This is a genomic window from bacterium (assembly GCA_013360195.1).
Classification (GTDB): Bacteria; Electryoneota; RPQS01; order RPQS01; family RPQS01; genus JABWCQ01.
The window spans coordinates 1-19,085 of record JABWCQ010000004.1; the positions used below are offsets into that span (position 1 = coordinate 1).

Below are 19,085 nucleotides of genomic sequence, written 5' to 3' on the forward strand. Positions count from 1 at the left end.
CAGTCGGGCTTTGGTCGGTTAGCTGTGCATAATATACATATGTATTGAACGTTTGTCAAGTGTTTGTGGTAAAAAATACAATTTTCTATAAACATTTGTTCAGTATTGGATTAGGGGAAATTGGCATTGGACTTACGAGCCGGGAGGGAAAGTTCGAGAGGCATGGGGGGAGGCGGGAAATTGGAAATTAGAAATGAGAAATTAGAAAGGGGGACGACGTGCGGGGGCGGGGCTGCTGACGGGGAAAGAAGAGTTGTTCTCTTGACAATCCCCGTGGCAAACGCTATCTTGACAACAGGTCTTGGGAAACTAGCCGGACAACGAACCTCGGAGGCCTTGAGTATGACGCGAATTCTATCTGTATTCAATTTCTTGAAGCGGGTAGGGTTCGCGCTTTTATTGTTGTTAGGGGGGGCGGGCCAGACACTTGCACAGCCCGATACGATTTGGACTCGACAAATAGGAGCGGCGGCTTCAGATGAACAACTCTTCGGTATAGTTGGAGACGCCTCAGCTGGTGCCCTACTTGTTGGGAGCATTCGCGATTCTTCGTTTGGGACTATTGATGGACTTATATGCAGAATTAGCACCCAAGGTGATATTAATTGGACTCGTAGATTTGGTGGTGGGGAAAACGAAGAATTTCGAGCATGTGATATGGGAAATAGCGGGGCAATTGTTGCAGTGGGATACTCAGATTCATATGGATCCGGTGGTCGCCGATCATATGTTGTATCAATCGAAAACAACGGAGACTCGCTTTGGTCCTGGATAGATGAAACAACTGAGACATCTGAACTCAACGATGTTGGCTTCTTGAACGATATTCTGGTTTGTGGAAACAGGACTGATGGATTTGGAAGATCCTTCTTTGCCGCCAAACTCACCTCTTTGGGCGATACTCTGTGGGCAAAGAACTACTCACGCTATGAAAATGGAGCAATTGATGCTGCTCTTGTGCTCGAACCCCTCACCTCTGGGGGCTATTTGCTTGCGGGTTATAGGAGTGACTTGCCTACATTTCCGAACAGACGGCAAGACGATATTTACATAATTAGAACTAACGAAATAGGCGATACTGTGTGGACCAAGTGGTTTGAAACGCCTGATGCTGACGAAAGAGCTTATTCTGTTGTGGAACTTGATCAAAACAACATTATGATCTTCGGCACAGTACAAAATATGGATGACAATGACCACTTGATTGAAGTATCACTCGACGCTGACGGTAATGTGAACTTCTCTAGGCAGATATCATTGTTCGAGTATGACCACTCTTTAACAGACTGTTTCATGGGGAACGAATTGGAGTACATGATCACAGGAAGCTGCTATGATCTCGCTGCAGACTCCGCGTATCCATATATTGCCAGCCGCAACTATGATGGTAGCTTGAACTGGATTGCAACTTATGACGTACACCAGCCATATGGTGAAACCGCAAGCTGCCTCTCAAGTTCTGGTAGCCTATATCTTGGGGGGAACGTATTGAGAATCCCTGAACTTACTTCAGATGCCCACGTGCTCTTCACAGATCAAGTTCTCAGCTTTGCAGATTCCAGGAATCACAATAGTGAAACGCTTCGTGATATTCAATGTTATCCTAACCCGTCAAATGGATCGATGAACCTCAGGCTCAATGGATATACGCACGGGAATCTGACCATTCGTGTCTATGACGTTACAGGCAGACTGGTGCTGCAAGAAGACAACTTCACCATAGGTTCATCTCTTATTGATGTTAGTCATCTATCAACAGGCAAGTATTTTCTTCAAACGCAAGTCACCGTAGGAGCAAGCGCATCTACAGCTTTCTTAATCATAAGGTAGAGTCCCGGACAATCAATAAAAGGGAAGCAACAATGTTACGAAGATTCAAGGAACTAGCTTTGTTTGTAGTTATCGCTTTTACTCTTACTGCCTTTGCAGAAATGGAAAGTGGAACGAAAACACTTGCATATTATTCGGTAAATCTTGCATCAACCGATTCAGCAACAAGGGCGGCATCATATCTATCAGCACTGTATGATGCCTACCCAGAATTGACCGGAAGCATGAAAGTGAAAGCTGAGCGTGTTGACTCGCTGCTGGGCGGGCTTGTCACATTCACTCAAGACTTCAATGGGATTCAACTTTTCAAATCAAAAATGTGGATTAGAGTTCTCCCCAATGGAACGGTCAACTATGTTGGAGGAAATTTTCACAAAAATATTGGCCTTCATGTTGGTCGTCAGAAGAAATGGGACACTTTTAGAGTTCAGTTAATGGAGGGATTTGGTTCGTAAGTTACGTTTCCTTCGTGGTTTTTGGTTAGGAAATTAGAAAGGCGGGGCCCCCTTGTCGCCCCCCTTAATCCCCCCAAAACTGCGGCAGATTTGGGGGGGAGACCAGAGCGAAGACGGCCGGAGGCCGTCGGAAGTATGATTTTGAGATTTGCGTGGTGCGTATGGCAAGGTTCTTCACTCTCGGAGTCGAGCCTGGAGGCTCGACCTAGTAATGGTTTGTGTTGCGCTTTGTATCTCGACTCTGTTTAGAGAGATCCTTCCAGGATGACAAGGTGTGCTACATCGTGAATGCGCTTGGGATTTTCGTGGAGATTGAGTAGGTCCTTACAGAGGATGACAGAGAAAAAAGCGGCGAGCTTAACGCTCGCCGCTTTCGAATTCATTTTGTAATTTAAGGGTTAGCGAACTTGTCCGGTAATGGCTTCCTTCATGCCGTTGTAACGCCGGCGCAGGAGTTCAAGCGCGGCAAGATAGCGAATTTGTGTTTCGGCCATTTCTGCCATTTCCTCTTCAATGTTGACGCCATTCACTCCCGTGGCATCGTCCGGGATTGGCTCACGCATGACCTTTGCCTGCAATCCTTCCAGGTCGTTGGCAGGCGGGATATGGCGTTCATCACCGCGTGCGAGAGACTGGTTCTCGCCGTCCAGCCGGTCGCGCAACAGCTCCTCAAATTCAACGCGCACTCTCTGATAGCCGGGAGTCTCCGCATTGGCAATATTCTGCGCATGCGCGCGCTGGCGCATCGCCTGCGCATCCAGCATGGCCCGCAGCGTGGTGGCGGGAGTATTCTGATTAATCAGAAAGTTTTGGATGAGATTGTCTGCCATAGGGGTATTCTCCTTCGAGCACACAATAAGCAATCCTTGTGCCGGGGCTTGACCATGTTATAGCATGCTCGCTAAGTCTTGAGAATGCAAACAGAAACGGCCTACCCTTCTGCGGGGCAGGCCGTTTCTTATGGGGCAGATTCAGCCGTTACGGGCAGGTAACGCCGGTCACGACATAGAAGCGTTTGGAGTCCACACCGCCGATGGTGTCGTCATCAAAGACAAGCGTCGAAATGGGAGTCGGTGTCAAGAGAGTATAGTCATCGGGGAAGACCGGTGAAGACGTCGTCGCATACCAGACATTGTAGCAGCCGCAATTGTTCTCCGCGGCAGGGTCCCAACGAAGCTGTACGAAGTTCGTGCCCGCCAAACGATAGGCGGTAACTTCAAGGGGTACACCGCACTCGGCTGTCACGAAGGAGGCAACGCGACCGGTCAACAGTTGATAGTCCTGACACCAGCACGCGCCGGAGGTATCGAATTGTGCAAGCACACCGGTGACATTCAGAGCTCCTTGCGGAATCGGCTGACCGACGAGTGTGTCGCAAGTGTTTACACGGAATTGAATCGTATCGCTGCCGCTAATGAGGAGATAGTTGGTATTTGCGGCGAACGTGTCCACACCTGCAGTGTCGAAGGTGACATTGTTGACGGTGACGTGACGGGATTCATTGGCTTCCGGAGCGCAGGAGGCAGCATTTTGTGAAATCGTGTTAGCCGCGATAACGGTCGGCGCGGGAACAGGATTCCCGGATGAGATGAAGGTCACGGTGACGGCCTGCAAAGCGAATTGCGAGAATTCAGACACGCCGGAGAAGAAATCGAGCGCGCCTTCGAGACGCACGGAGTCACCGGGAAGGGCCAAGCGAGTGGCACCGATCATATTGGTTTGTGCGGCGGTACCGAAGACAAGGATTGCGCAGCCATTGGACTCGACGTACATATTGCGGCGGCAGGAATCGTTGTGGGTGACAATTCCGTAGGTGACGAGCAGGGAGTCATTCCAATCAGGAACGCCACACGAATCCTGTGCACGAATCTGGCAAATCGTGAGCGTATCGGGAATCGCCGGAGCGCCGCAGATGTTCGCCGCGCCGGGAGTTCCCAGGTCGCCGTTATTGGCACCACTCCATGCCGTGGAGGCGATGCACCAGTTAACGGGGTTGGAGGGGTCGAGGTTGGTGGCGGAGAGCTGAGCGCTCGCACCTGCGGCGAAAGGCAGGCCACTGTAGGAAAGCGCGGTCACGGTCACATTTGCAGCATCCCGCAAAGTCATCAGCTCGCCGGAATTATTGAGAGCGAGTCCCCAGCCGGTTGTGCCGAAGCGATAGGCGTAGTTTTCAGGCACACCGCCGTTTGTGGCACTGTCACCGTTCGAACAGAAGACGAAGTATCCGCCCGCGGGAATCGTGGGGTTGCCTTCGAGAGTATCGGAGCCATTGGCATCGGAAATAATCCAGCCGCTCATGTTAACGGCATTTGCTCCGCGATTGTAGATTTCAAACCATTCACCCAAACTGTCGGCATTGCCGCCGAAGTTGGGGTTGGGCATGAACTCGGTGAAGATGATGTCGTAGGCCGAGGGAACGATGGTAAATTGCGCAGTGCTGTTTGCCGCCACGGGGTTGCCGGCCACATCGGTGACGTTATTAACCGTCAATGTGTACGTGTTAGCGGGGAGTGACGCCGCGAAGGTGAGGCGAACTGTGTTGCCGTCGCCTTGAAGGACGGCCGTAGTCGGAGTGCCGATACCATTGTCAACGGAGTAGTTTGCAACAGTCTCGGCGGAGACTTCAGCAAGGTTTTCGTCAAAGACGGCGTCAATCTGACTGTTGGTCACGACGTTTGCGGAGAGCAAGACAGGCGCAGTGACATCGGGAACGCAGGGTGACGGCGCAGCGCCGGGAGTGCAATGACGGTAACGACCAGCGGCAGCGAAGACGTTTGCAGATTCGTACCAATTGACGTTTTCCCATTGAAGGCCGACATCAGCGAGGCAGACTTCGATGGAGTTGCCCGCATTTCCTCCCGCCAAGTCGGGATAGGCGACGGTCAACGAGCCGTGGACCAGAGTACCGCCTGAGAACGAGGTAAAGAGCGAAAGATTGTCGCCGCTGTTATTCAAACCGAACGCGCCCAGGGAATCAAAGCAGACGACTTCATTGGTGAATTCGGCAATGGCAGTGTCACATAGGACGAGATATTGACCGGCATTAATGGTTGTTGCGGAGGGAACTATCCATGCCCCTTCTGTCGTCGGAGGGTAGGCTGGTCCGTCCAGCAGAACATAGCCGCTGATGTTTATGGGGCTTGCGGTGGTATTGTAGATTTCCACCCATTCGATATCCGCGCCGGCAGTGTCGTCATACATGACTTCGGTGATGACGATGGCGTTGGATGCTGCGCCGGTGATAACGAAGTTGCCGGTCAGATTGTTGGCCGCGTTATTGTTGAGGTCTTCAACAGTAAGAACAGTTAACACATAGCTGTTGGGTGACATGGCCGAAAAGGTCAGATGCACGAGAGCGGGATTGGTACCGTCACGAAGAGCGGACAGCGGGGCTCCGACGCCATTGTCTACAGAATAATTGGCTTCAGTTTCAGCGACGGTCTGGTTAACGCTTTCGCTGAATAAAACATCCAATTGAGTATTTGAGATGACGGTGACGCTGGTGAGGCTGGGCGGAGTGATGTCCCCTCCACCGCAATCGGAATTGGGAGCACCGGGAGTGCAATTGCGATAGCGACCTGTTGCAGCGAAGACGGTCGTGGATTGAATCCACGCGGTTGTGTCGCTTGTCCAGGTGGAATTTTCGTCACACTTCTCGATGGAGTTGCCGGCGGTCGTTGTTTCGTCGGGATATTGCGCAGAGAGTGAGCCGTCAATGAGCGTGCCACCAGTAGCGGCGGTATAGAGCCAGAGGTTATCGCCCGTGTTTCCGAGAGTCCATGACCCTGCGCCGGTGCAGACGATTTCGCCGGTAATTTCGGGCAGGGCGACACGACTTAGGACAAGATAGGCGTCGGGTGCGATGGTGGTAGCTGCAGGAATGGTGATGACACCTTCGCTGCCGGGCCCGGGATAAACACTTGCATCACCGACGACCCATCCGGAGATGTCAATGGTGCTTGCGGTAGTGTTGTGAATTTCAACCCATTCTGCATCGGTGCCAGCAGTGTCATCGTACATGACTTCGGTGAATACGACATCACCAAAGGATTGAGCCAGTGCGGGCAGTGCCACCCAACAGAGTGCTGAGAGCAGGAAAAGTCCACGCCAAATTCGCATCGTCTTCACCTTTCAAATAAATACTGAAAAAACACAGTTCAAGAGTAAATCGCGTATCACGTCCAAGTATGCAACAGCACTAAAGATACGGAGAAAAGCGGGGGAAATCAAGTTAATGAATTCACAAAGAGGGTCAGAGAAGCTCATGTTGATATGTTAAGTTAGTGTTTAAGTTTTTGAGAATTGCGATCGGGAAAGCGGCGAGGTGCTGAAGATGCACGGTCAAGAATAACGTGCGCAATATCTGCGAGAGGCAATGAATAAAAACGACGAGCCCTGCCAGAGGCAGGGCTTAGAATTTTACAATCGGGAATGTTCAGTTCTCGTTGACAGCAATTTCGAGTTCAAGGCTGTGCAGGCTGTTTGCGATGTCTTCGAGTTCAAAGGGTTTGGAAAGGAGAGCATTCGGTCCGTCGGGAAGGTCATCGGCATTTGAATCGGCCAGTCCGACACAGGGGACGCTGCCGCAGCGCGCGCGCAGCATTTCGATCCATTCGCTGGGTTGATCAAAATCACCCATGTCGATCATAACGAATTCCGGACGCATATCGGAGCGCACCAAGTAAACGGTGGCGTCGTCGAGATTCGTGAAGACTTCACAGGAGTGACCGAGGCGTTCGAGCATCTTGCGTGCGACATCGCGCACGGTCGGGTTGGTGACCACGAGCATACCCGGCCCGACGGGAATTTGCGGCGGGTGCTGTGTTTCGGGTTCCTGCTGAAGCGAACCGTTAATCTGTTCCGCGACGGATTGTGCAAAGTCGGCAAGTCCGTGTGCTGTTGCAAGCGGAGCTTCAGGGAGCTGTGCAACGACAACGAGGAGAGTAGGTTCACCTTCGACTTTGATCAGGTCCTGTTCGAAGGAGCAGGAAATGCATTGTCCATCTGCGCGGGTGACTTGTACAGCGGCACGCAGGTTATCTTCATTCCACGGCCAGTCCGCGAATTCATCCATTTGCTTGCCGATGAGTCCGGGGTGCACGGCACCGAAGAGATCGGACGCGGCGAGATTGGCTTCTTGAATTTGATGAGTTCGCGGGTCAACGAGCAAGACGGCTTCACTGCACAGGCCGCAAAGTGAGTTGAAATTCTCCTGTGCCTGATGAAGAGCGATTTGCAGACTTTGCGCATCGGACTTCTTGACGCCGTAGAGCAGCATTCCGCTCGCCGAGGGGACCGGGTAGAATTCATACATGCGAGCGCCGAAGAGACTTTCAAAGCGCTCGGTGCGAACGGGGTCCACAATCGCGGCGACATTGGAGAGTTCGAGAGTTGGAAGAACTTCGTGCAGCCATGGCGAATTAGCCAGTTTGGAATTGATTTCGAGCGCGGCCTGATTGCATTCGATTACGCGACCTTGATCGTCAAGAAGCATAACGGGCTGCGGATTGAAGGCATCCACGCTGGTTACAATTTGTGAGAATTTGGTTCTGTCCGCAGCGGCAACATTGCGATTTTCGATGAATTCAAGAACAATCGGACCTTTTCCTGCGGCGGAAGCGGAGAGTCGGGTGCCGACGATTTCACCATCGAAGTAATGCTTATCATTCTCACAAATCAGCCAGCATCCGGAGACGGAGTCCGCCTCGGACTCTGCCGCGCGCACGAGAAACTCTTTCATGGTGCCGCGAAAGTCAGTGCCAATCAGAGTGATATTGTCGTTTGGTTGTCCGTTTTTTGAAAGATGCAGGAGCTCGCGAGCGGCCGCATTTACGCGGATGATACGTCCGGTTTCGTCAGCCACACACATGGGCGTCCGGACAGCTTGAAAAATTTGACGGAACGTGACGGTTTCGCGGGTGGCTTTCAATTCATCGGGATCGGACGAATCAAGAGGCGCGCTGGACTTGGCAGGTTCGGCCTTTCGTCTGGGGCGAAGTGCGAACACAAGAAATGCGGTTCCCGAAGTCAGGAGGACAAGTGCACCGATGGTGCTGCCTGCATTTGAAGGTGAATTGATTTCCGATACCAGCAGCAACGGCTGCATTCCGGGGACATGGATTCTGCAGAATGCGAGGGGGGTGCCGGCGTCCATGTTCACCATTCCGGCGGACTGCGAGAGGAGAATACTCCAGGTACCCGCACCAATAGGCGGTTTGGGCTGCCGGTTAGATGCGAGAAATGCTTCCGTGGGTCCGTTCATCAGAACCCAGTCAGCCGGGGGGTCGTTGGGAATTTTGAACAATTCATTGGGATTCACAAGGGCAACGAGCCGTCCGGGAGTCGGATTCTGCAAGTCTGCCGGAGGGGCGTATTGCAAGGCGAGACTCCGTGCTGGACCATGGCGGTCAACGAGCATGATGTCCGGGGCGTCATTCTGGGCAAATTTCTCCAGCGCGAGGGACAGCCCGGTGCTATCTCCAGACACAGCATGGGTTTCGCCGTTGCTGCGGAGCAACACCCACGCGCGGGGCTTGGCGACACCTGTCGGCCATTCAGCCATCATTTGGACAAACTTGTTCTCAACTCGCCATCCTGCCCATTCGGCCGGGTGGTCGACGGCGCTCGTAACGCTATGTCTAAGCACAAGATCGCGAAAGGCGGAGCGGACAGACAGGAGCTGTGTCTCCCATGAGGCGGCGAGATTCTTAAGCCGGGCCAATTCCAGCTCTCTGAAGTCACCTTCAGCGGTTTTTAGATGCCCCATGGACATGAGTGCCCCGCCGAGGAGGCCGGTCAAACCTACTGCAATTCCGATGATTTTGACGAATGCGCGCATGCAATGAAACCTGTTGCAAAGCTGTGAGGGTATGATAATTGGCAGGAGAGCGCAAAATTGGTGCCTCGGTGAGTTGCCTTGACACTCACGGGCAAAATCGGTAACTTTTGTGTTTACAGAAGGTGGGAGATGAGCAACGTCCGTCGGGGAGGCGGAGGTGGTGCAATATGCATAGACTGTTAGGATGAAACGCAAGGGAGAGGGACATGGGAGGAAAGTTCACGAGTCTGTTGGGTCTGCTGAGTTTGTGTGCCTTGTTGGCTCACGCGGATCCGCCGACCGTGCTAATCAACGAGACGTACACAGACCGCGGGGAGTTTTACCACATCACATTAATCGAACAGGACACTTCAGCGAATGGGGTGTATCTTTCGGGTATCGGATTGCAGCAGCTTTTTCAAGCCTATGTGGTAAAGGTTGACACAGCGGGCGATCCTATTTGGTCACGTCAGTGGGGGACAACAAATTTCATTTATGACTGCATATGGCGCGGCTCGAGCGGCAAGCTGGTCGGTTACACGACGGAGAACAGCACGCCGGATTACAAGATCGTGCAGTTCAACTCGAGCGGAACGCTTGAGGATCAATGGGACTTTGGCGGAAATACGCGAGCAGACAGGGGCAGCTCGGCAGCTTATTATGACAGCAGTTACGTGATGGTTGCGGGCTCGGTGACTCCGGGGGATTCGAGTGCCACGGATGGCAGCCTTGTTCTCATTGACAATTCTGGTGCAGTGGAATGGTCAAGAACCTATCACGAGTCGGCTTCGATCCGGCGGGTGATTCGCCATGAAGACGGCGACATTGTGCTTTACGGGACTGCGGACAGCGTCGCAGGGCGCAACAGAGATTTCTGGTTTGGAGTGGCGGATTCAGCCGGAGCGGTACATATATCGCGCCGATTCGGCGGAAGTCATGTGGAGGAGTTATTTGACGCCGCGCGTCTGAACAGCTCACTGACGCTGCTAATTGGTTTGACAAGGTCTTTTGGAGACAGCACGAAGACAGACATTTTTGTGCTGGCGACTAATGATAACGGGGATAGTCTGTGGTCTGACGTTCTCGGCGGCAGTGAGAACGATGCCGGGCTTTGTGTTCGTCCTGTCGCGGACAGGGATAGCGGATTTGTCATCGGGGGATATTGGTCGGAAGAGCTATTGGGGACACGCAATGCCTTTCTGATGAAGTACGGTCAGGATTTTGACAGTCTTTGGACTATTACTCAATACGACACGGCGAATGCGTCAGAGTTCAGGGATGTTGAAGTAGACAGTTTGTACCGCTATCACGCGGCGGGTATTCGCAATACGGGTTTGCCTCACGGGTATTATGTTGTAACCAGTGTTGATCCGTCTGCGCCGCTGCAGCATTATCCAAATCCATTTTCATTGTTGACGCCGGAGGATAACAGCTTCTTCACGGTGGATACGATCCGGTTTCGCTGGGAGACAACGACCGACCCTGATCCGGGCGACCAGATCGCTTACGCGCTCTTGCTGGACACGGATACGTTGTTTGACAATCCACAGGCAATCGGGCCGCTGCAGCAACCGACGACTTTGATAACGCGGCCTGACGACATCTTTGATCGCTATTGGCGAGTGGTGGCGCAGGATCAGCACGGGAATTTGACGGTTTGTACAGACAGGCATCGCCATGTGCGGAAGATCAGACCGGACTCGACCCGGGCGTTTGACTTGCTTGCACCACCGAATGGTGAACCAATTCCGACTCCTGCGGCGACGTTCATGTGGGAGCAGGCCATTGATCCGGACAGCGCGGACGAGCAGGTGCTATATTGCCTGTTTTTCCAAGTGGGTGACTCCGTATCCCTGATAGACACGCTGTATGACACCACGGCAACGGTGAACTTCACGGATCATCCGTTTATTCATCAAAGCGATACGGTTCAGTGGTGGGTTGTGGCGGACAGCGACTATCCTCAAATGACTCGCAATTCAACGCAGACGTGGACGTTCGTGAATTGGAACACATCGGTGGACGGGCATGATTTGACTGCGACTGAGTTTGCGCTTTTGCCCGCGTATCCCAATCCGTTCAACGCAACGGTGAACTTGAGGTTCGCGCTGGCGCGCGGCGGGGATTCAGAGCTGCGAGTTTACGATGTAACCGGAAGGGAAACGGCAACGCTGGTCAGCGGCTACTACGAGCCGGGTGAGCATGTCGTGCAATGGGACGGCAGCGGCGCAGCTTCGGGAGTATACTTTGCGAGGTTAGTTCAGGGTGGGAACGTGGCGATGCAGAAATTGTTGATGATAAAGTGATGTAGGTGATTGTCCCCGAAAGAGGAGGCTGGTGTCTTGGTTCCGCAACTTATGTTTTTGCTACTGATACTCTTCGCGGGGGTAACCGCGCATGGGCAGAATTTCTCGGCGCGCGTGCTGGCACGAGATATGGGTCAAGCGATAGACGTTTCCGCGCACGATTACGATTACGACGGGGATATTGACCTTACAGTTTCGACATTGAGTCCGGGTAATGTTTTCTACTTTGACCGGAGACCTGACAGCCTTGTTCGGTATGAGGCGTATATCGCGGGAGGATCGGGAAGACAGATTACATCGGGTGATTTTGACAGTGACGGAGACCTTGACGTTGCCTTTGCTTCGCATGGAGAAGACCGGTTGATACTGCTGCGAAACAGTCCTCAGAATCCTCCGGCGAGCCGGTTTCAGTTGTCAGTGCTGGTCGAAGAGTCGGGAGGGCCATTTGCTGTGCTGGCGGGTGATTTTTCCGATGACGGCGTAACGGATTTGATTGCCACGGAAGTTGGAACAGAGCGTGTACGACTTTTCAGGCAAATTGCAGGGAATCTGGAAGATATCTGGCAGAACGCGTTCCCGGGATCGTTTGATCCGCTTGGGGTGGCGCTTTCAGATCTTGAGAATGACGGTGTAAAGGAGATTCTTGTCGCGGTGGGGTCGAATGACGGTGGATTGTACTCGATGAGGCGAACGCAAATCGGGACATACACACTGACTGAAGAGATAGAGGATGTCTATCTTGCGGCAATCGCCGCGGGCGACCTTGACAACGATGGGAATGTGGACGTTGTGGGATGCGATTTTTCGAGCGATATACTTCGGCGATGGGAAAAGACGGCGACCGGATGGACACGGACACAATTGCCGAGCGGTATGAACAATCCTCGTGACGTCGTCATTGAAGACTTTGACTCAGACGGTTTGGCAGACGTTGCGGCGACTGGACAGGGGATTCAAGGCGCGGGCGGCGGTGTAACGTGGTGGCGTCAGACATCGACCGGGACATTTGTCGCACAAGTGTTAAATTCCGAGTCGGGATTTTACGGACTTGAGCCGGTGGATTACGACCGGGATGGTGATATTGACTTACTGGCTGCGAACGCGGAACTCGAGCAGATTATCATGTTTGAGAACCGCATGGGTACTCCGACGCGAATCATCGGTCATGTTACCGCGGAGCGCAGCGGCGAGCCTGTTGCAGGAGTTCGTGTGACCGCGGAGGAAACAGGTGTCTCTGACTTGACTGACGAGAACGGCCGCTTTGAACTGGGCATGATAGAGGGCGTTTTCACGCTATTGTTCGAGCATTCATGTTGGGCAACGACAGTTGTGCAATCGGTACCAACGTTCGCGGATGACACAACGACGACTGACGCAACCATGCGCCGTCCGGTGATAGAGCTTCCGGTGACATCGCTGAATTTGTTCGTGCAGAACGAACAGCCGTCGACGTATGAATTGCTGATCGGCAACTCAGGCGACGCGCCGCTGACGGTTTCGGCGGAAGTAACCGACGCTCGTCCTAACATCTCCTGGGTGACGGTGGCACCGTCGCAGCTCGAAATTGCCGCCGGCGGAGATGGCGTGTTCGAAGTGACATTTACTCCGGACACAAGCAACGACCGCGACTACGAAATACTCGGCACACTTCGGCTGCACACCAATTCCTGTCCTGACACGCTGGTGGAAATGGCACTATCCATAGTCGTGCTTGACGCACCCGACGCGACGGGCAATTTACTTCCCAATGAGACTCGGTTAGCGGCGGCCTATCCGAATCCTTTCAATCCGAGCGTGACTCTGCCAATTGAGATCGCAAATGCAGGGAGCTACTCGCTGCGAATCTATGACATGCTGGGGCGGGAAGCGGCGCGATTGTATGAGGGAAGATTTGAGCCGGGCAGGTTTGCGGTGGAGTGGCACGCGAACGGCGCGGCGAGCGGGAAATATGTTGCCGTGCTGCAATCGGACGGCGGCATACGCTATGAGACTTCGTTGATATTGATCAAGTAAACATATTTGAAGCGAGGCAGTTAGATATGAGTGCAACGGGGACATTTGCAACAAAGGTTGGGCTAGCCGAGATGCTCAAGGGCGGCGTCATCATGGATGTCACAAATGCCGAGCAGGCGCGGATAGCCGAGAAGGCGGGAGCATGCGCGGTGATGGCACTGGAGCGCGTTCCGGCAGACATTCGCCGAGACGGCGGAGTTGCGCGGATGTCAGACGTGGCAGTAATACGTGAGATCCAGGATGCGGTGTCGATTCCGGTGATGGCGAAGTGCCGAATAGGCCATTTCGCTGAAGCACAGGTTTTGGAAGCGCTGGAGATAGATTTTATCGATGAGAGCGAAGTATTGACACCTGCTGACGAGCAGTTTCACGTGGACAAGCACAAGTTCAAGGCTCCGTTTGTGTGCGGCTGCCGGAATTTGGGTGAGGCCCTGAGACGAATTGCGGAAGGTGCGGCAATGATTCGGACAAAAGGTGAGGCGGGCACGGGCAATATCGTGGAAGCGGTGCGGCATATGCGCTCGGTGATGAGCGATATTCGCAAAGTGAAGCTGATGGGCAATGAGGAGCTTGTCAATTTCGGCAAGGAGATCGGCGCGCCGTTTGAGCTATTGAAGCAGGTGAGAGAGCTTGGCAAGTTGCCGGTACCGAATTTTGCGGCAGGCGGAATTGCCACTCCGGCAGACGCATCACTGATGATGCAACTCGGTGCGGAAGCGGTGTTTGTGGGATCAGGAATCTTCAAGAGCGACGATCCGGCGGCGCGCGCTGAGGCGATTGTCATTGCGACGACGCACTATATGGATCCGCAAGTACTGGTCAGAGTCTCGACGGGGTTGCGGGGCGCAATGAGCGGTATGGACGTGCGTTCGATGCCGGAATCGGAATTGCTATCGACTCGCGGATGGTAGAGGGTTTAGTGATGGCGCGGGTGGGAGTGCTGGCACTGCAGGGGGATTTCCCGATGCATGAGAAGCGGTTGCGTGAGCTGGGTTGTGAGGTCAGGCAGGTGCGCAACGCGGCGGACTTGACGGGGTTGGAGGCTCTGGTTTGGCCGGGAGGGGAGAGCACGACGATGACTCGTGTCATGAGCGACGAATTGCGTACAGCATTGCTGAGCTTCTGTTCGGCACATCCGGTGTGGGGCACCTGCGCGGGAATGATCATGCTTTCGCATACGGACGTCGATCCCCGGGTGAAGACGCTTGGAATTGCAGACGTTCATGTAAATCGCAACGGTTGGGGCAGGCAGGTGCACTCGTTTGAAGGTGAATTGAGATTGGTACCCGAATTGACCGAGAAAAAGCCTTGTGTCGGAATGTTTATACGCGCACCGAGAATTACGTCGGTGGGCAATGAAGTCCGGGTATTAGCATGGTATCGAGACGAGCCTGTCGCAGTGTCGCAAGGCAACATTTTATTAACAACATTTCATCCTGAACTGACGGATGACGACCGGTTTCACAGGTTGTTATTGTCATGGATTATAGAACCTCACAAGAATCGCACCGCAAGCACGGGAGACCGAAATTGATTTATCGCAAGAATGTTCGCGCCATTTTAAGCGCGATAATTATTGTTGGCATGGGTTTGTTGATCGGCTGTGACGAGCGCAATGAGCCGGAGCTGCCCGCAATCGTATATACTTTGAAAAAGAACATTGTCACGCCGGGCGTAGCGTTAAGTGTTGACGCGGAAGAGAATTTGCTTGCCGTGGCGGCAAGCTCGGCGGGGACGTTTGTGTACGACATAACCAATGTGTCAGTACCAGTAGAAATGTTTCATTATGAGCCACCAGGCAGGCTTTTTTCATCAGAAGTCGAAGTTGATGCAATCAATGGATTGGTAGTTACGTCTTCAGGACCCTTAAGTGAAGCCGGGGATAAGTACCCAGTTCATGTTATAGAAACAGGGCAACGAATTGGCGGACTTGCGTTTACGTCTCCAGAAGAGATGGAATTGCGGTCGTTTGAAGGAATACTGAATGTTTGGCGCACCGACAATTCAGATGGATTAGCGTTTGACTCGTATTGTTACAACGCTGATTCGGCTCGCTGGCGACCTGATTACTGCACGGACTTCTATGTTGGCATACCGAACGCTTCATATCGTTTGCGCGGATTCGGCATAAGAGACACTTTGGTTGCAGTTGCACAAGCCAATTTTGAAATTCGATTGCACAATATTTCAAGCGGGCTAATCAATACTCGGTTCTCAACTACCGGTGACCCACAAGACGTCGCTTGGTACGGTGACTTCTTGCTCGTTGCAGACAACGTACATTTCACTGTTGTAAATGTTGCAAACTTAGATTCACCATCTGTTGTGAAGACACTGACAATTCCCGGTGCGGACCGGTTGCAGAGAGTCGTTACTGAAGGCAATTACGCGATTCTGCTTGACGATGCCGACGGCCTCTACGTTGTTGATGTTTCAACGCCAACGGATCCAAAGCATGTGCAGACAATCAGCTTGCCGGAAGTATCTTCAGTCACGGCGGCCAACGGTAGGGTAATAGCTTCGGACGAACAGTTGGGTGTGCTGATTTACGAGCGCTAAACGGTGCCATAGACAAAATAAAAGCCCCGGCGAGAACCGGGGCTTTTTGTTTCTCTGAAACAAGAAATTATTGCACAGCTTCGGCAATTACGTCCCAAAGCGCATCGCGTCCTTCATGAGTCACGCTGGAGTACAGAATGACATGAGAAGCTCCGAGCGAGAGTGCAGGTCCGCGGATACCGGTGAGGCTCTTTTCACGTTCCTGCCTGTTCAACTTGTCGATTTTCGTCACCGCGACGACAAAGGCGCGGCGGTAGATTTGCAGCGCCTGAATCATCTGCATGTCAAGGTCGGTAAGGCCACGACGGGAGTCAACTATCAATACGGCGAGTTTTAGTCGTGCAGAATCGGCGAGATAGTCTTCGAGGAAGCCCGACCACTCCTCTTGCAGTGATTTTGAGACCTTGGCAAAGCCATAACCGGGCAAATCCACGAAGTAGCAAATACTCTCACCGATCTTGAAGTAGTTAAGCAGGCGTGTCTTGCCGGGTGTGGCGCTTGCGAGTGCGAGTCCTTTACGATTCAGCAGCGAGTTAATCAAAGAGGACTTGCCCACATTGCTGCGGCCAATGAACGCTACTTCGGGCAGCGCAGGTTTTGGCGCCTGTCTTAAGTCAGTACAGGACTTCGAGAACTCGGCGGCAGGGATGGAAAAAGCCTTGGCCACGCGTCAGTGCGATGCGGTATCCTGAGCAGAAGGGGCGGCAATTGCCCGAGTGGATTTCTTAACGGGGAAAAGTTCGCGCCATACATCGACAATGTTCTCGGCATAGGTGACTTCCAGTCCCTGCCGCAGCGCCTTATCCAACTCAAGCCAATCCGGTTCATTCTCGGCAGGAATGATAACTTTCCGGATGCCGGCACGCTTAGCGGCCATTGTCTTTTCAGCAAGCCCGCCGATAGGGAGCACGTGGCCGCGCAGGGTTATCTCACCCGTCATTGCAATGTCAGCCGGCACGGGTGTCGTGGTAAGAGCTGATAGCAGCGCCGTAGCAAGCGTAATGCCCGCCGAGGGACCGTCCTTCGGAGTAGCCGCCTCGGGGATATGAAAATGCACGTCACACTTCTGCACAAAGTCCGCATGCACTCCCCATTCGGCGCCGTAGGCACGAATGAATGATACGGCGGCGTGCGCGGATTCCTTCATCACGTCGCCTAAACGACCTGTCAATTGAATAGAACCTTTGCCCTTCATCACGCTAGCCTGAATGTTCAAAATCTCACCGCCCAAGGATGTCCACGCCAAACCGACGGCAGTGCCGATGCGGTCGCCTTTTTCGATCTGATTATCCTTGTAGGGCGGGACTCCGAGCATTTTGTCCAGCTTGTTGGGCTGCAGAGTAAAGGTCTTGCTGGAACTGCCGGCATTTTCTTTGGCGACTTTGCGGCAGACTCTGGCCATAAGTCTCTCAAGTTCACGGACACCGGATTCGCGGGTGTATGACGAGATGATTCTGTCCATTGCAGTTGGTGCAATGCTCAATTCGCCCTCTCTCAAGCCGTGGTCTCGCATCTGCTTGGGGAGCAGGAACTCGCGGGCGATGTGCATTTTTTCGTGGTGCAGATAACCATGAAGGTCAATAATCTCCATACGGTCCTGCAGCGGCAATGGAATGTCGTGCTTGATATTTGCAGTGGTGATAAATAGAATCTGCGAGAGATCAAAATCCACTTCGAGGTAGTGATCGGAAAAGGTCGAGTTTTGCTCCGGATCCAGCACTTCGAGCAAAGCAGACGCAGGATCGCCGCGAAAGTCAGAAGACATCTTGTCAATTTCATCGAGGAGAAACACTGGATTCATCGAGCCTGCGCGCTTCATGCCCTGAATGATGCGGCCGGGCATTGAGCCGATGTAGGTTCTGCGATGACCGCGAATCTCCGCTTCATCACGCACGCCTCCCAAGGAAATTCTGACGAAATTCCGTCCCATAGCGCGGGCGATTGAGCGACCGAGCGAGGTCTTGCCGACGCCGGGAGGTCCAACCAGACAGAGTATGGGTCCGCGGATTCTCTCAACACGCGCAAGGACTGCAAGATGCTCAAGGATTCTCTCCTTGGGTTTGCGCAGCCCGAAATGGTCTTCATCGAGAATCCGCTCTGCTTCGGTGAGATCCAGCCTGTCCGTAGTCGTCACGCCCCACGGCATGGCGAAGAGCCAGTCGAGGTAGTTTTTCAGGACGGTGGCTTCGGGTGACATCATCGGCATGCCGCGCAACTTGTCCATTTCCTCTTCCGCGCGCGTCCGCACTTCTTTAGGCATACGCAGTTTGCGCAGCTTCTTGCGATAGGCGATGACGTCCGAAAACTCTTCGTCACCTTCTTCACCCAGCTCCTTCTTGATAATCTTCATCTGTTCCTGGAGGAAGAAGTTGCGCTGCGTGCGGGAGATTTTTTCGCGAACTTGTCCTTCGATATTGCGCTCTATCTTGAGCAGTTCGATTTCCTCATCAAGGACGCGATTGATGTGTGAGTATTGCTCGGGAATATAGGACTGTTCGAGAATCTCTTGTTTGCGAACAGCCACCATTGGCAGGTGGGCGGCGATGAAATCGGCAACTGCGATGGGTTCATTCAGATTGTTCAGTGTCAGAAGAATTTCGTCGGGAAGCTGGCGGTTCAGACTGACATAATCGCGGAAAGCGCGCAATGCCACTTTCATGTGCGCCCGTGCTTCGGCACCTTCGGCGCCACGCATCTCCAACGGCTCAATTGTCGCGTAGAGGCAATCGGATTCGGGCGACCACGCCGCGATTTTAGCCCTTCGGACACCTTCCACCAATACCTTGACAAGTCCATTGGGAAGCTTGAGAGTCTGCAACACATTGGCGACAACACCGACTTCAAAGAGGTCCTTCGGGGCGATGTCTTCGGTGCCGGGGTCACGCTGAGTGACAAGGAGAATCCGCCGCTCTTGCAGCATGGCTTTTTCTATGGCGACCAGAGTGGCTGCTCGTCCGATAAGGAGCGGGAATATCATCGAGGGGAAGACAACCACATCCCGCAGAGGCAGCACAGGGAGGAGGTCGGGTTCGCGGGTCTCGAAGGTTTCGATGGACATGTTAATTCAGGGAATTTTGTGACATGGAAAACAAAACCGGCTGACCG

General features: G+C 53.2%; 12 protein-coding genes. 7 read left to right on the top strand and 5 right to left on the bottom strand.

The genetic code is table 11. The features are described 5' to 3' along the window. Positions 1 to 126: 126 nt before the first annotated feature. Together HUU59_04355 and HUU59_04360 are read left to right on the top strand one after the other, a co-directional pair. Complete coding sequence (locus HUU59_04355) at positions 127 to 1,830, top strand: T9SS type A sorting domain-containing protein (GenBank protein NUO18660.1); 1,704 nt, start codon at positions 127 to 129, stop codon at positions 1,828 to 1,830. A 32-nt stretch (positions 1,831 to 1,862) separates the two neighbouring features. Beyond that, positions 1,863 to 2,285: a hypothetical protein gene (locus HUU59_04360; GenBank protein NUO18661.1), complete on the top strand. Its 423-nt coding sequence runs from the start codon at positions 1,863 to 1,865 to the stop codon at positions 2,283 to 2,285. A gap of 398 nt (positions 2,286 to 2,683) precedes the next feature. On the opposite strand, the gene flgB is transcribed toward HUU59_04360, so the two are convergent. The 3 genes from flgB to HUU59_04375 all read right to left on the bottom strand — a co-directional run bounded on the left by flgB (position 2,684) and on the right by HUU59_04375 (position 9,123). Then, the gene (gene flgB / locus HUU59_04365) at positions 2,684 to 3,115 is read right to left on the bottom strand and encodes a flagellar basal body rod protein FlgB (GenBank protein ID NUO18662.1); all 432 of its coding nucleotides are present in this window, start codon (positions 3,113 to 3,115) and stop codon (positions 2,684 to 2,686) included. A gap of 148 nt (positions 3,116 to 3,263) precedes the next feature. After that, positions 3,264 to 6,404, bottom strand: a complete 3,141-nt coding sequence (locus tag HUU59_04370; protein ID NUO18663.1) for a lamin tail domain-containing protein — start codon at positions 6,402 to 6,404, stop codon at positions 3,264 to 3,266. Positions 6,405 to 6,720: 316 nt separating this feature from the next. Beyond that, positions 6,721 to 9,123, bottom strand: a complete 2,403-nt coding sequence (locus tag HUU59_04375) for a PAS domain-containing protein (GenBank protein ID NUO18664.1) — start codon at positions 9,121 to 9,123, stop codon at positions 6,721 to 6,723. Between the two features lie 206 nt (positions 9,124 to 9,329). On the opposite strand from HUU59_04375, the gene HUU59_04380 reads away from it, so the two are divergent. From HUU59_04380 to HUU59_04400, 5 genes are read left to right on the top strand one after another with little or no spacing between them, the layout of a single operon-like run. After that, positions 9,330 to 11,408 carry a T9SS type A sorting domain-containing protein gene (locus tag HUU59_04380; GenBank protein NUO18665.1) on the top strand — a complete coding sequence of 693 codons (2,079 nt, stop codon included), beginning with the start codon at positions 9,330 to 9,332 and terminating at the stop codon, positions 11,406 to 11,408. A gap of 51 nt (positions 11,409 to 11,459) precedes the next feature. After that, positions 11,460 to 13,421, top strand: coding sequence for a VCBS repeat-containing protein (locus HUU59_04385; protein NUO18666.1), 1,962 nt, complete (start codon positions 11,460 to 11,462; stop codon positions 13,419 to 13,421). Positions 13,422 to 13,447: 26 nt separating this feature from the next. Beyond that, positions 13,448 to 14,332 carry a pyridoxal 5'-phosphate synthase lyase subunit PdxS gene (gene pdxS, locus HUU59_04390; GenBank protein ID NUO18667.1) on the top strand — a complete coding sequence of 295 codons (885 nt, stop codon included), beginning with the start codon at positions 13,448 to 13,450 and terminating at the stop codon, positions 14,330 to 14,332. 11 nt (positions 14,333 to 14,343) lie between these two features. Further along, positions 14,344 to 14,955, top strand: a complete 612-nt coding sequence (gene pdxT, locus HUU59_04395) for a pyridoxal 5'-phosphate synthase glutaminase subunit PdxT (GenBank protein ID NUO18668.1) — start codon at positions 14,344 to 14,346, stop codon at positions 14,953 to 14,955. Next, positions 14,952 to 15,980: a hypothetical protein gene (locus HUU59_04400; GenBank protein NUO18669.1), complete on the top strand. Its 1,029-nt coding sequence runs from the start codon at positions 14,952 to 14,954 to the stop codon at positions 15,978 to 15,980. The genes pdxT and HUU59_04400 overlap by 4 nt, the downstream gene beginning before the upstream one ends. 67 nt (positions 15,981 to 16,047) lie before the next feature. Here HUU59_04400 and HUU59_04405 read toward each other — a convergent pair whose 3' ends face one another. Further along, the gene (locus tag HUU59_04405; GenBank protein NUO18670.1) at positions 16,048 to 16,647 is read right to left on the bottom strand and encodes a YihA family ribosome biogenesis GTP-binding protein; all 600 of its coding nucleotides are present in this window, start codon (positions 16,645 to 16,647) and stop codon (positions 16,048 to 16,050) included. Between the two features lie 3 nt (positions 16,648 to 16,650). After that, positions 16,651 to 19,038 (bottom strand): endopeptidase La, encoded by a 2,388-nt coding sequence (gene lon / locus HUU59_04410; protein NUO18671.1) that lies wholly within the window; start codon positions 19,036 to 19,038, stop codon positions 16,651 to 16,653. Between the last annotated feature and the right edge of the window lie 47 nt (positions 19,039 to 19,085).

Coding starts and splice junctions, on each gene's coding strand:
- HUU59_04360 (NUO18661.1), top strand. CDS start 1,863: ATGTTACGAAGATTCAAGGAACTAGCTTTGTTTGTAGTTATCGCTTTT.
- flgB (NUO18662.1), bottom strand. CDS start 3,115: ATGGCAGACAATCTCATCCAAAACTTTCTGATTAATCAGAATACTCCC.
- HUU59_04370 (NUO18663.1), bottom strand. CDS start 6,404: ATGCGAATTTGGCGTGGACTTTTCCTGCTCTCAGCACTCTGTTGGGTG.
- HUU59_04375 (NUO18664.1), bottom strand. CDS start 9,123: ATGCGCGCATTCGTCAAAATCATCGGAATTGCAGTAGGTTTGACCGGC.
- HUU59_04380 (NUO18665.1), top strand. CDS start 9,330: ATGGGAGGAAAGTTCACGAGTCTGTTGGGTCTGCTGAGTTTGTGTGCC.
- HUU59_04385 (NUO18666.1), top strand. CDS start 11,460: ATGTTTTTGCTACTGATACTCTTCGCGGGGGTAACCGCGCATGGGCAG.
- pdxS (NUO18667.1), top strand. CDS start 13,448: ATGAGTGCAACGGGGACATTTGCAACAAAGGTTGGGCTAGCCGAGATG.
- pdxT (NUO18668.1), top strand. CDS start 14,344: ATGGCGCGGGTGGGAGTGCTGGCACTGCAGGGGGATTTCCCGATGCAT.
- lon (NUO18671.1), bottom strand. CDS start 19,038: ATGTCCATCGAAACCTTCGAGACCCGCGAACCCGACCTCCTCCCTGTG.